The organism is Bacillus haynesii (genome assembly GCF_001969855.1).
Taxonomy (GTDB): Bacteria; Bacillota; Bacilli; order Bacillales; family Bacillaceae; genus Bacillus; species Bacillus haynesii.
Genome location: NZ_MRBL01000005.1, coordinates 116,888 through 129,444, shown reverse-complemented (window position 1 = coordinate 129,444; position 12,557 = coordinate 116,888). Strand labels below are relative to the sequence as shown.

Here is a 12,557-nt window from a genome sequence, read left to right as displayed (position 1 = left end):
GCAGGGGACCAAAATGAGTGTATTTATTAATAAAGACACAAAAGTCATTGTTCAGGGGATAACGGGTTCAACCGCTTTGTTTCACACAAAGCAGATGCTTGAATACGGAACGAAAATTGTCGGCGGAGTCACACCGGGCAAAGGCGGAACAGAGGTCGAAGGGGTGCCTGTGTTCAACACGGTCGAAGAGGCTGTAAAGCAGACCGGGGCAAATGCGTCTGTCATTTACGTTCCTGCGGCTTTTGCGGCCGATGCGATTATGGAAGCGACAGATGCTGCGCTTGATCTTGTCATCTGTATTACTGAGCACATTCCGGTGCTGGATATGGTAAAAGTGAAAAGGTATATGGAAGGCAAGAAAACAAGGCTTATCGGTCCGAACTGTCCGGGAGTCATTACGCCTGAGGAATGCAAAATCGGGATCATGCCCGGATATATCCATAAAAAAGGCCATGTCGGCGTTGTGTCGCGTTCAGGAACCCTTACATATGAAGCGGTTCATCAGCTTTCCGAAGCAGGAGTCGGCCAGTCGACTGCAGTGGGCATCGGCGGAGACCCTGTCAACGGCACAAACTTCATCGATGTGCTGAAGGCTTTTAATGAAGATCCTGATACACATGCGGTGATCATGATCGGCGAAATCGGCGGAACAGCTGAAGAAGAAGCGGCTGAATGGGTGAAAGCCAACATGACCAAACCTGTCGTCGGTTTCATCGGAGGAAAAACAGCGCCTCCGGGCAAGCGCATGGGGCATGCAGGCGCCATCATTTCCGGAGGAAAAGGCACCGCGGACGAAAAGATCAAAACGATGAATGCCTGCGGAATCGAAGTGGCTGAAACGCCTTCTGTCATGGGAGAAACATTGATTAAAGTGCTGAAGGAAAAAGGCCTTTACGAAACGTGTAAAACACACTGATTTTAACATGAGCGGGAATAGTCCGATTGGTCTATTCCTGCTTTTTCATAACTGGTTATATCGTTTAGTACTTTCAGATTGTCTTGTTTTAAAAATTTTTGGAGGTTTTTGAATGAACGACATCAGCGAGCTTTTGATATTGCTCCGCCTTCGCGGCACACTCTCCCCTTCTCTGCTGACCAAGTGGTGGAAGCAAGACCCTTCCTTGTCTCTTACGGGCGAAAAAAACCATCTTTTAACGAAGCTTTCATTAAAAAGATCAGACTTGTGCTCCATACGAAAACTGGCCGAACAAGAACTGTCTAACGTGAAACGGCTGATCCGTTCTTACGAGGCGGACGGTGTCCGCATGACCGCCATATCTTCCCCCGATTATCCAGCCAGCCTGAAAACCATTCATGACCCGCCTCCCGTCCTTTTTTTAAAAGGAAACGAAAAACTTCTCCATGACCAAAGACTGATTGGAATCGTCGGTACCCGCAGCCCGTCATTATACGGAAAAAGAGCAGCGGTCCACCTTGTCAGGGAGCTTTGCAAAAAAAGCTGGACGGTCGTCAGCGGCCTTGCAAAAGGAATTGACGGTCTTGCCCATCAGGAGAGCATCCGTTCAAAGGGAAGGACAATCGGCGTCATCGCGGGCGGATTCAACAGCATATATCCCCGTGAACACCGCCAGCTCGCCGGTCAAATGGCCGAAAGCCACCTGCTGGTATCAGAGCACCCTCCCCACATTAAACCTCAAAAATGGCACTTTCCGATGCGAAATCGGCTGATCAGCGGATTAACGGAAGGAATCGTTGTCGTTCAGGGAAAGGAAAAGAGCGGATCGCTCATCACCGCATATCAAGCCCTTGAGCAGGGGCGGGAGGTGTTCGCCGTGCCGGGTCCGATCTTTGACGCCAACTCTATCGGTCCTTCGAGGCTGATCCAGGAAGGGGCGAAACTCGTATTGAATATTGAAGATATTTTGAGCGAACTTCCGCCTTCACACGCTTAATATACGGAGCCTGTTTAGAATTATCGTTTGACAAACCGTATTGTAATATTTAATAATAGTGAGGATTTCAAGTTTAAACGCTTTAATCGGCGTTCAACATATAGAAGGATTAAATCAGACACTTTTCGTAAAAATAATGACTATATAAACGACGATTATGCTGAATACAATAAAAAGGCTAAATTGAAAAGAGAGAGAACACCTCTTGAGGGGGATAATGTTATGTCCGAATACTTAGTCATCGTGGAATCGCCTGCAAAGGCAAAAACGATTGAGCGATACTTAGGAAAAAAATATAAAGTGAAAGCTTCGATGGGGCACGTCAGAGACTTGCCGAAAAGCCAGATGGGCGTTGACATCGAGCAGAACTTTGAACCAAAATACATTACGATCCGCGGGAAAGGCCCCGTGTTGAAAGAATTAAAAACGGCCGCCAAAAAGGCAAAAAAAGTCTATCTCGCAGCCGACCCCGACAGGGAAGGGGAAGCGATCGCGTGGCACTTGGCACACAGCCTTGATTTGGATCTGAACTCCGACTGCCGCGTCGTATTTAATGAAATTACAAAAGATGCGATTAAAGATTCATTTAAGCATCCGCGCATGATCAATATGGATCTTGTCGACGCCCAGCAGGCGAGAAGAATTCTGGACCGCCTTGTGGGGTACAAAATCAGTCCGATATTATGGAAAAAAGTAAAAAAAGGCTTGAGTGCCGGACGTGTCCAATCTGTTGCGCTCCGCCTTATCATTGACCGGGAAAAAGAAATCAACGATTTTAAACCGGAAGAATATTGGACCATTGAAGGGTCTTTTCTCAAAGGTAAAGAAACGTTTGAAGCGAGCTTCTTCGGAATCAACGGCGAAAAGCACCAGCTGAAAAGCGAAGATGATGTGAAGCAAATCCTCTCCCGGATCAAAGGGAACAAATTTGAGGTCAAAAAGGTAACGAAAAAAGAACGGAAGCGGAATCCTGCGCTCCCGTTTACGACGTCGACGCTTCAGCAGGAAGCGGCGCGCAAATTAAATTTCCGGGCAAAGAAAACGATGATGATCGCCCAGCAGCTTTATGAAGGAATCGATCTCGGCAAAGAAGGAACGGTCGGGTTAATCACTTATATGAGAACGGATTCAACCCGTATCTCGAATACAGCTCAAGAAGAAGCGGCATCATTCATCGGCGAACAGTACGGAAAAGAATTTTTGGGGAGCAAGCGAAAGCCTGCCAAAAAGAATGAAAACGCCCAGGATGCCCACGAAGCGATCAGGCCGACCTCGGTGCTCAGAAAGCCTTCCGATCTGAAGGCCGTATTGGGAAGAGACCAGCTTCGGCTATACAAGCTGATCTGGGAGCGCTTTGTCGCAAGCCAAATGGCTCCGGCGACACTGGATACGATGAGCGTCGACCTTGAAAACAACGGCTTGACATTTCGTGCAAACGGCAGTAAAGTCAAGTTTTCAGGCTTCATGAAAGTGTACGTTGAAGGCAAAGACGATCAGATGGAAGAGAAGAATAAGATGCTACCAGCTCTCGCTGAAGGCGATACCGTTCTTTCAAAAGATATCGAGCCCGAACAGCACTTCACACAGCCGCCTCCGCGCTATACGGAAGCAAGGCTGGTCAAAACGCTTGAAGAGCTCGGAATCGGCCGGCCGTCCACATACGCACCGACGCTTGACACAATTCAAAAGCGCGGGTATGTTGCCCTTGATAACAAACGCTTTACCCCGACTGAGCTCGGTCAAATCGTGCTTGAATTGATCATGGAGTTTTTCCCTGAGATCATTAACGTTGAGTTCACCGCCAAAATGGAGAAAGAGCTCGATGACGTTGAAGACGGGAACATTCAATGGGTGCAGATCATCGATTCCTTTTATAAGGACTTTGCAAAGCGCGTTGAAAAAGCGGAAGCCGAGATGCAGGAAGTCGAAATCGAACCTGAGTATGCCGGGGTCGATTGTGAAGAATGCGGGCATCCGATGGTCTATAAAATGGGCCGCTACGGCAAATTTATGGCCTGCTCCAATTTTCCGGACTGCCGCAACACCAAGCCGATTGTAAAAGAGATCGGCGTCAAATGCCCTTCATGCAAAACCGGCAACATCGTCGAGCGCAAATCGAAAAAACGCCGCATTTTTTACGGCTGTGACCGCTATCCTGAATGCGAATTCGTATCATGGGATAAACCGCTTGAACGGAAATGTCCGAAATGCGAGGACATGCTTGTGGAGAAAAAGCTCAAAAAAGGCGTTCAAGTGCAGTGCGTGAATTGCGATTATAAGGAAGAACAACAAAAGTAGCGGTGAGCAGGGCTTTGCTCACCTTCTTTGTTGTGTTAAAAGAATAAGTCAACTCATAAATTAGGAGATGTGAATATGAATCAAACAGTAAATGTCATCGGTGCAGGACTTGCCGGAAGCGAAGCGGCATGGCAGCTTGCCAAACGCGGTATCAATGTCCGTTTATACGAAATGAGGCCTGTCAAGCAAACGCCGGCACACCATACAGATAAATTTGCAGAACTTGTTTGCAGCAACTCGCTTCGGGCGAATTCATTAACGAATGCTGTCGGTGTATTAAAGGAAGAAATGCGGGTTCTTGACTCGGCCATCATCGCTGCTGCTGACAAATGTTCTGTTCCTGCCGGCGGTGCACTTGCCGTAGACAGGCATGAATTTGCCGCAAACGTTACCGAAAAAGTAAAGAATCATCCGAATGTGACCGTGCTTAATGAAGAAGTCACAGAAATACCGGAAGGGCCGACAATTATTGCGACAGGACCGCTGACATCAGAAGCGCTTTCCGCAAAGCTCCGGGAGCTGACAGGCGAAGACTATCTGTACTTTTATGATGCCGCTGCGCCGATTGTTGAGAAAGACAGCCTTGACATGGATAAAGTCTATTTGAAATCCCGCTATGACAAAGGGGAGGCAGCGTATTTGAACTGTCCGATGACAGAAGAAGAGTTTGACAGGTTTTATGACGCCCTCGTGTCTGCGGAAACCGTTCCATTGAAAGAATTTGAAAAGGAAATCTTCTTTGAAGGCTGTATGCCGATTGAAGTCATGGCAAAACGCGGCAAAAAGACCATGCTGTTCGGCCCGATGAAGCCTGTCGGACTTGAAGATCCCAAAACAGGAAAGCGCCCATACGCCGTTGTGCAGCTGCGCCAAGATGATGCAGCCGGCACGCTTTACAATATCGTCGGTTTTCAGACCCACCTCAAATGGGGCGACCAAAAGGAAGTGCTTCGCCTCATTCCGGGACTGGAACAGGCTGAAATCGTCCGCTACGGCGTCATGCACAGAAATACGTTCATCAACTCGCCGAGTCTTTTAAAAGCAACCTACCAGTTTCAAAAACGTGACGATCTGTTTTTCGCCGGTCAAATGACAGGTGTTGAAGGGTATGTTGAATCAGCGGCTTCAGGTCTTGTGGCCGGTATAAATGCGGCTCGGCTCATCCAGGGAAAAGAACCGGTCGCTTTTTCAAATGAAACAGCGATCGGCAGCATGGCCCATTACATCACGGAAACAAACAAGAAAAACTTCCAGCCGATGAATGCAAACTTCGGCCTGTTCAAAGAATTGGGTGTTAAAATTAAAAACAAGCAGGAACGAAATGAACAGTATGCTTCGCGCGCATTGGAGACAATTCGAAATATTTCGAAAACGCTATAGTTATTCATTGCCAGATGAACTTGTTATGTGATAACATTTAAAAGCCCTTTTCGAAGAGGTGTAATGATGGCAAATGTTAAGAATTTTTTAACTTTATTCATTGAATATTTACAAATAGAAAAGAATTATTCAAAATATACAATTGTGGGTTACATTTCTTCCATTGAAGACTTTGAACGCTTTTTACAAGTTCAGGGCATAAAAGGTTTTGAAGACGTGACTTATCCGGATGTGAGGATTTTCTTGACGGAAGCGCATGAAAAAGGGCTCACTCGCAGGACGATCAGCAAGAAAATTTCGGCTCTGCGAAGCTTCTATAAATTTTTATTAAGGGAAAAGATGGTAAAAGAAAACCCGTTTCTGCTTGTCAGTCTTCCGAAACAGGATAAGCGGATTCCGAAGTTTTTATATGAAAAGGAACTTGAAGAACTGTTTGAGGTTTCAGACTTGAGTACACCGCTCGGCCAAAGAAATCAGGCGCTCCTGGAACTTCTTTACGCGACAGGCATGCGGGTAAGCGAACTTTGCAGCCTGAAGGAATCTGATTTGGATCTGTTTTTAGATACGGTTTTGGTGCACGGGAAAGGCAGGAAGCAAAGGTATATTCCATTTGGTTCATTCGCCCGGGAGGCTTTGGATCTGTATTTGCAAAATGGAAGACGCATCCTTCTGTTAAAAGCGAAAGAGCCCTGCCCTTTTATTTTTTTGAATCAAAGGGGCGGGCCCTTAACCCCGAGGGGGGTTCGTTACATTTTGGGAGAACTGGTCAAGAAGACTTCGGGTACATTACATATACATCCGCATATGCTCCGCCATACTTTTGCCACCCATTTGTTAAATGAGGGTGCGGATCTCAGGAGCGTTCAGGAACTGCTTGGGCATTCAAATCTCTCTTCAACCCAGGTGTATACGCATGTATCTAAAGATATGCTCAGAAAGACATATATGTCTCATCACCCTCGGGCACATAAAGGGAAATAAAGGAGGTTCTTTTATGTCATCTTTTCACGCAACGACGATATTTGCCGTCCAGCACAACGGAAAAAGCGCGATGGCGGGAGACGGCCAGGTTACGTTCGGTCAGGCTGTCGTCATGAAGCATACTGCTAGAAAGGTAAGAAAGCTCTTCAACGGGAAAGTCATTGCCGGCTTTGCCGGTTCTGTTGCGGACGCTTTCACGCTCTTTGAAATGTTTGAAGCGAAGCTTGAAGAGTACAACGGCAATTTGCAGCGGGCGGCAGTCGAGCTTGCAAAAGAGTGGCGAAGCGACAAAGTCCTCAGAAAGCTTGAGGCGATGCTGATCGTCATGAATGCTGACAGCATGCTGCTCGTTTCCGGAACAGGCGAAGTGATTGAACCTGACGACGGCATTTTGGCGATCGGCTCAGGTGGAAACTACGCCTTGGCAGCCGGAAGGGCGCTGAAACGTCATGCAGGCGGTCAGCTTGACGCGAAAGCGATTGCGAGGGCCTCACTTGAAACCGCGGGCGAAATCTGTGTGTATACGAACGATCAAATCATTGTAGAAGAACTTGAATAGAAAGGATTTGAGGCATATGGAAAAAAAGCCGCTGACTCCTAGGCAGATCGTCGAAAGACTTGACCAATACATCGTCGGCCAGCTTGATGCGAAAAAAGCGGTCGCCGTGGCATTGAGGAACCGCTACAGAAGAAGTCTTCTTGATGAAAAACTGCGCGAAGAAATCGTTCCGAAAAACATATTGATGATGGGCCCGACAGGTGTGGGAAAAACCGAGATTGCAAGACGAATCGCGAAGCTCGTCGGCGCTCCGTTCGTCAAAATCGAAGCGACGAAGTTCACAGAAGTCGGTTATGTGGGCCGAGATGTTGAATCGATGGTCAGGGATCTTGTCGAAACGTCAATCCGCCTGGTTAAAGAGGAAAAAATGAACGAAGTGAAAGGCATCGCCGAAGAGAACGCAAATAAACGCCTCGTCCGCCTGCTTGTACCGGGAAGAAAAAAACAGACGGGTGCGAAAAATCCTTTTGAAATGCTGTTTGGCGGAAATCAGGATCAAGACACCAATGAAGCGGAAAAGCATGAAGACACGGATATTGAAAACAACCGGAAGCGGATTGCACATCAGCTTGCTCTCGGTGAGCTTGAAGACCATTATGTCACCGTTGAGGTGGAGGAGCAGCAGCCGTCCATGTTTGATATGCTCCAAGGCTCGGGTATGGAACAGATGGGCATGAACATGCAGGATGCGCTCAGCAGCCTGATGCCGAAAAAGAAAAAACGCCGCAAGCTTACGGTCAGGGAAGCGCGAAAAGTGCTGACAAATGAAGAAGCGGCAAAGCTCATCGATATGGACGAAGCTGCCCAGGAAGCTGTCCTGAGAGCCGAACAGTCTGGAATCATCTTTATCGATGAGATCGATAAAATTGCCAAAAAGAGCGGTGCTTCTTCTTCGGCGGACGTCTCAAGAGAGGGCGTGCAGCGCGATATTCTTCCGATTGTAGAAGGCTCTACCGTCATGACGAAGTACGGTGCGGTCAAAACGGATCACGTGCTGTTCATTGCTGCAGGTGCATTCCACATGGCGAAGCCTTCAGATCTCATTCCGGAGCTGCAGGGACGCTTTCCGATCCGTGTTGAGCTTCAAAAGCTGAGCATCGATGACTTTGTGAAAATCTTAACTGAGCCTGACAACGCTCTTCTAAAGCAGTATAAGGCTTTATTGAAGACGGAAGGTATATCTCTTGAATTTTCTGACGATGCTATTCGTAAGATTGCAGAAGTGGCTTATCATGTGAACCAGGACACAGACAATATCGGGGCGAGAAGGCTTCACACCATTTTGGAACGTCTTTTGGAAGAACTGTCATTCGAGGCTCCGGATGTGATGATGGAGGAAGTTGTCATCACGCCTCAATATGTTGAAGAAAAGCTTGGTTCGATCGCTAAGAATAAGGATTTAAGCCAGTTTATTTTATAAACAATTAAATAAGAGTAATTTAGGAGGATCAATTTATTATGGCTTTATTACAAAAAACAAGAAAGATTAATGCAATGCTGCAAAATGCGGCAGGGAAGCCGGTTAATTTTAAAGAAATGGCCGAAACGCTTCGCGATGTGATTGATTCGAACATTTTCGTCGTCAGCCGCAGAGGAAAGCTTCTCGGTTTCTCGATCAACCAGCAGATCGAAAATGACCGGATGAAAAAAATGCTTGAAGAGCGCCAGTTTCCTGAAGACTATACAAAAAGTCTTTTCAACATTCCGGAGACTTCATCTAACCTTGACATTAACAGCGAATACACGGCTTTCCCTGTGGAAAACCGCGATTTGTTCCAAGCGGGTCTGACCACAGTCGTTCCGATCATCGGAGGAGGCGAAAGACTCGGCACCTTGATTCTGTCCCGCCTTCAGGAGAAATTCGAGGATGACGATCTGATCCTTGCTGAATATGGCGCCACGGTCGTAGGAATGGAAATTCTCAGAGAGAAAGCTGAAGAGATTGAAGAGGAAGCGCGCAGCAAAGCGGTCGTTCAAATGGCGATCAGTTCATTATCTTACAGCGAGCTTGAAGCAATTGAACATATTTTTGAAGAGCTTGACGGAAATGAAGGCCTGCTTGTCGCAAGTAAAATTGCAGACCGCGTCGGCATCACCCGCTCGGTCATTGTCAATGCGCTGCGCAAACTTGAAAGCGCCGGTGTCATTGAATCAAGGTCATTAGGGATGAAAGGCACATACATTAAAGTGCTGAACAACAAATTTTTGATGGAATTAGAAAAACTAAAGTCTCATTAAAAGACGAAAGCCGCAGAACGGCATGTTCTGCGGCTTTTTTTATTTCATGTTTTAAACTATATTATCGTAATTTTTTCATAGCGAAAACAAATAGATTGCGGTGCTAAATCAATGCGTTACTTGAATAAAAGATATACTAACATAATGTTTCGGAACTTTAATACACGTAACATTACATAGTTCTTATAATCTAGGTCAAAAGTACTATTCATAAAATAGATATTTCTTACGATTTTTTTTTGCTTCCAGATCATAGACTTTAAGCCTATTATTCCTTACAATAGGCTTATGGTTTTTACAATTCTCGACAAGATTTTAAGACAGATGGAAAAAGATTGGAGGTATTTGGCGATGGATATATTTTCAGGAACAATACATAGACTAGAGGGAGCCTTGAATCAAGCGAACATTAAGCAAAAAGTCATAACGAATAATCTGGCTAATGTAGATACACCGAACTACAAGGCGAAAAAAGTATCCTTCAAAAATGTGCTGAATGAGGAGTCCTCCCGGATTAATGCTATAAAAACAGACTATAGACACATTGACTTCAAAGGGAATGAGTCAAATTATTCAGTTGTGTCGAGAGAGAATACGACTTATCAAGAAAACGGGAACAACGTGGACGTTGATCGGGAAATGAGTGAAATGGCGAAAAATCAAATCCAGTATCAAGCGCTGGTTGAAAGAGTAAGCGGTAAATTCAACTCACTAAGAACCGCGATTACAGGAGGTAAATAATGGGGGTATTCAATAGCATCAACATTTCAGCTTCAGCGTTGACTGCACAGAGAGTCAGAATGGATACCGTTTCTTCCAACCTGGCAAACGTGGATACGACAAGAGCGAAGCTGGTCGACGGACAGTGGCAGCCGTATCGAAGAAAGCTTGTATCGACGGCTCCGAAAGGCGAATCCTTCTCATCCGTTCTCCAATCATCGATGAATGCATCGGCGAGAGTCGGAGAAGGGGTAAAGGTGACCAAGATCAGCGAAGACAAAACACCGTTTAAACTCGTTTATGATCCGACGCATCCCGACGCAAACGAAGATGGATACGTGCAGATGCCAAATGTCGATCCGCTAAAAGAGATGGTCGATTTAATGAGCAGCACAAGGTCATATGAAGCGAATGTCACAGCAATGAACGCGACAAAAGGAATGCTGATGAAAGCATTAGAAATCGGAAAGTAGGGTGATGACACGAATGGTTAATGGAATCTCTCCGTTTGGAGTTCAATCCGTGCAGGCGGGAACGAATGCAACCAATCAGATCGCGAACAAGCAGGACGGTTCAGAGAACCAAGTCAGCTTTGCCAACGTGCTGAAAGATTCTATCAATGCTTTGAATCAATCTCAAAATGAATCTGATAAACTGACAAACGCGCTTGCTCTCGGTCAGGATGTCAACCTTGATGAAGTGATGGTTGCAGCCCAGAAGGCAAACATTACATTGACGGCTGCGACGGAATTCCGCAACAAAGCGGTTGAAGCTTATCAGGAAATCATGAGAATGCAAATGTAAGAAAGGAGTCTGAAAGCGAAGAGAATTAGTGTAACTACCGGGGGAGTAAGATGAATCGTACTTTATTGCAAATTAAAACGAAAATAACTGATTTTTGGAAAAACAGATCAAAGCTGCAGAAGATTTTGCTGATCGGCATTGTCGCTCTGGCAGTGATCATGTCAATTGTCATTGGAATTGTTGCTTCGTCAAATAAAATGGTGCCGCTCTATAAGGATTTAACAGCTGAAGAAACCGGTCAAATCAAACAGGTACTCGATGAAAAAGGTATTCCATCTGAAGTAACGACTGACGGTTCAGTCATCAAAGTTCCGGAAGAAACAGTCGATGGGCTGAAAGTCGACCTTGCGGCAGAGGGTCTTCCGAAAAGCGGAAGCATCGATTATTCGTTCTTTGGCGAAAATGCCGGTTTCGGCATGACGGACAACGAATTTGACGTTTTGAAAGTGAAAGCAACGCAAACCGAGCTTTCCAACCTCATCAAAGGAATAGACGGGATTAAAGATTCGAAGGTCATGATTAACCTGCCGAAGGAATCCGTCTTTGTCGGAGAGGAAAAGCCGGAAGCATCCGCTTCGATTGTTCTTCAGGTGAAGCCCGGCCACACGCTTGATCAAAATGAAATCAACGGCCTTTATCATCTCGTATCGAAAAGCGTGCCGAACCTTGACCCGAAAAACATCGTGATCATGGATCAAAACTCCACATATTACGATCAAACAGGAAAAGAATCCGGTTCTTACGCTGACAGCTATTCTAACCAGAGGGAAGTCAAAGCCCAGATCGAAAAGGACCTGCAAAGACAAATTCAAACCATGCTCGGCACGATGATGGGACAGGATAAAGTGGTTGTATCCGTCACATCTGACATCGATTTCACAAAAGAAAACAGGACCGAAGACCTGGTTGAACCTGTCGACAAAGAAAATATGGAAGGAATCACGGTCAGCGCAGAGCGCGTCAGTGAAACGTATTCCGGACAGGGAGCACAAGCGGGAGGTGTCAACGGAACAGGTGAAAACGATGTAACGAACTATGCGGAAACAGAAGGCGGAACAGACAACGGAGACTATGAGAAAAGCGAAGAACGGATCAACAATGAAGTCAACAGGATCCATAAAGAAATCGCTGAGAGCCCGTACAAAATCAGAGATCTGGGCGTCCAGGTCATGGTTGAACCGCCTGATGCAAACAACCCGCAGTCACTGCCTGCTGAAAGGGAGGACGATATTAAAAAAATCCTCTCAACCATTGTGAAAACATCGATCGACAAGAACTATGAAGAAGAGCCTCTGACAGATGAGGATGTTGAAAATAAAATCGTTGTTTCTGTCCAATCGTTCGACGGCAAGCAGACAATCGATGAAGGAACGGAAACAGGCGGCATACCGATGTGGGTTTACATCGCAGGCGGAGCAGTGCTTGTTGCTGTAATCGGCCTCATCATCTGGCTTGTCAGAAGACGTAAAAATAGAGATGACGAATACGAGGAAGAATGGTATGAGACGCCTCAGGAACCGATTCGGGTTGCTGATGTGAACAATGAAAAAGAAACGGAAGAAACTGTCAGACGAAAACAGCTTGAAAAAATGGCGAAAGATAAGCCTGAAGAATTCGCCAAATTGCTGCGCAGCTGGCTGACTGAGGATTAGGAGGAGTATTGA

Annotated in this window: 12 protein-coding genes; all 12 read left to right on the top strand. The window is 46.1% G+C overall.

The window, feature by feature from the left end; all coding sequences use genetic code 11:
• The first annotated feature begins 13 nt into the window (after window positions 1–13).
• The 12 genes from sucD (at window position 14) to fliF (ending at window position 12,545) form a co-directional block, all read left to right on the top strand.
• On the top strand, window positions 14–916 hold the full coding sequence (sucD, locus tag BTA31_RS05270) for a succinate--CoA ligase subunit alpha (protein ID WP_043928305.1): 903 nt from the start codon (window positions 14–16) through the stop codon (window positions 914–916).
• Window positions 917–1,028: 112 nt separating this feature from the next.
• Window positions 1,029–1,913, top strand: a complete 885-nt coding sequence (dprA, locus tag BTA31_RS05265; RefSeq protein ID WP_076789538.1) for a DNA-processing protein DprA — start codon at window positions 1,029–1,031, stop codon at window positions 1,911–1,913.
• A gap of 222 nt (window positions 1,914–2,135) precedes the next feature.
• The gene (topA, locus tag BTA31_RS05260) at window positions 2,136–4,211 is read left to right on the top strand and encodes a type I DNA topoisomerase (RefSeq protein WP_076789535.1); all 2,076 of its coding nucleotides are present in this window, start codon (window positions 2,136–2,138) and stop codon (window positions 4,209–4,211) included.
• A gap of 75 nt (window positions 4,212–4,286) precedes the next feature.
• Window positions 4,287–5,591 carry an FADH(2)-oxidizing methylenetetrahydrofolate--tRNA-(uracil(54)-C(5))-methyltransferase TrmFO gene (gene trmFO, locus BTA31_RS05255; RefSeq protein ID WP_076789531.1) on the top strand — a complete coding sequence of 435 codons (1,305 nt, stop codon included), beginning with the start codon at window positions 4,287–4,289 and terminating at the stop codon, window positions 5,589–5,591.
• Window positions 5,592–5,657: 66 nt separating this feature from the next.
• Complete coding sequence (gene xerC / locus BTA31_RS05250; protein ID WP_020451383.1) at window positions 5,658–6,572, top strand: tyrosine recombinase XerC; 915 nt, start codon at window positions 5,658–5,660, stop codon at window positions 6,570–6,572.
• Window positions 6,573–6,585: 13 nt separating this feature from the next.
• The gene (hslV, locus tag BTA31_RS05245) at window positions 6,586–7,131 is read left to right on the top strand and encodes an ATP-dependent protease subunit HslV (RefSeq protein WP_043928298.1); all 546 of its coding nucleotides are present in this window, start codon (window positions 6,586–6,588) and stop codon (window positions 7,129–7,131) included.
• A gap of 16 nt (window positions 7,132–7,147) precedes the next feature.
• On the top strand, window positions 7,148–8,551 hold the full coding sequence (gene hslU, locus BTA31_RS05240; RefSeq protein WP_076789528.1) for an HslU--HslV peptidase ATPase subunit: 1,404 nt from the start codon (window positions 7,148–7,150) through the stop codon (window positions 8,549–8,551).
• Window positions 8,552–8,589: 38 nt separating this feature from the next.
• On the top strand, window positions 8,590–9,369 hold the full coding sequence (gene codY / locus BTA31_RS05235; protein WP_003181756.1) for a GTP-sensing pleiotropic transcriptional regulator CodY: 780 nt from the start codon (window positions 8,590–8,592) through the stop codon (window positions 9,367–9,369).
• Between the two features lie 351 nt (window positions 9,370–9,720).
• A complete protein-coding gene (flgB, locus tag BTA31_RS05230) occupies window positions 9,721–10,110 on the top strand; it encodes a flagellar basal body rod protein FlgB (RefSeq protein ID WP_076789526.1) in 390 nt (129 codons plus the stop codon).
• On the top strand, window positions 10,110–10,562 hold the full coding sequence (gene flgC, locus BTA31_RS05225; RefSeq protein ID WP_043926370.1) for a flagellar basal body rod protein FlgC: 453 nt from the start codon (window positions 10,110–10,112) through the stop codon (window positions 10,560–10,562). Before flgB ends, flgC begins: the two co-directional genes overlap by 1 nt.
• 13 nt (window positions 10,563–10,575) lie before the next feature.
• The gene (gene fliE, locus BTA31_RS05220) at window positions 10,576–10,893 is read left to right on the top strand and encodes a flagellar hook-basal body complex protein FliE (RefSeq protein WP_076789522.1); all 318 of its coding nucleotides are present in this window, start codon (window positions 10,576–10,578) and stop codon (window positions 10,891–10,893) included.
• 50 nt (window positions 10,894–10,943) lie between these two features.
• The gene (fliF, locus tag BTA31_RS05215) at window positions 10,944–12,545 is read left to right on the top strand and encodes a flagellar basal-body MS-ring/collar protein FliF (protein ID WP_076789518.1); all 1,602 of its coding nucleotides are present in this window, start codon (window positions 10,944–10,946) and stop codon (window positions 12,543–12,545) included.
• Window positions 12,546–12,557 lie beyond the last annotated feature (12 nt).

Coding starts and splice junctions, on each gene's coding strand:
- xerC (WP_020451383.1), top strand. CDS start 5,658: ATGGCAAATGTTAAGAATTTTTTAACTTTATTCATTGAATATTTACAA.
- flgC (WP_043926370.1), top strand. CDS start 10,110: ATGGGGGTATTCAATAGCATCAACATTTCAGCTTCAGCGTTGACTGCA.
- hslU (WP_076789528.1), top strand. CDS start 7,148: ATGGAAAAAAAGCCGCTGACTCCTAGGCAGATCGTCGAAAGACTTGAC.
- fliF (WP_076789518.1), top strand. CDS start 10,944: ATGAATCGTACTTTATTGCAAATTAAAACGAAAATAACTGATTTTTGG.
- dprA (WP_076789538.1), top strand. CDS start 1,029: ATGAACGACATCAGCGAGCTTTTGATATTGCTCCGCCTTCGCGGCACA.
- sucD (WP_043928305.1), top strand. CDS start 14: ATGAGTGTATTTATTAATAAAGACACAAAAGTCATTGTTCAGGGGATA.
- topA (WP_076789535.1), top strand. CDS start 2,136: ATGTCCGAATACTTAGTCATCGTGGAATCGCCTGCAAAGGCAAAAACG.
- trmFO (WP_076789531.1), top strand. CDS start 4,287: ATGAATCAAACAGTAAATGTCATCGGTGCAGGACTTGCCGGAAGCGAA.
- hslV (WP_043928298.1), top strand. CDS start 6,586: ATGTCATCTTTTCACGCAACGACGATATTTGCCGTCCAGCACAACGGA.
- flgB (WP_076789526.1), top strand. CDS start 9,721: ATGGATATATTTTCAGGAACAATACATAGACTAGAGGGAGCCTTGAAT.
- fliE (WP_076789522.1), top strand. CDS start 10,576: ATGGTTAATGGAATCTCTCCGTTTGGAGTTCAATCCGTGCAGGCGGGA.
- codY (WP_003181756.1), top strand. CDS start 8,590: ATGGCTTTATTACAAAAAACAAGAAAGATTAATGCAATGCTGCAAAAT.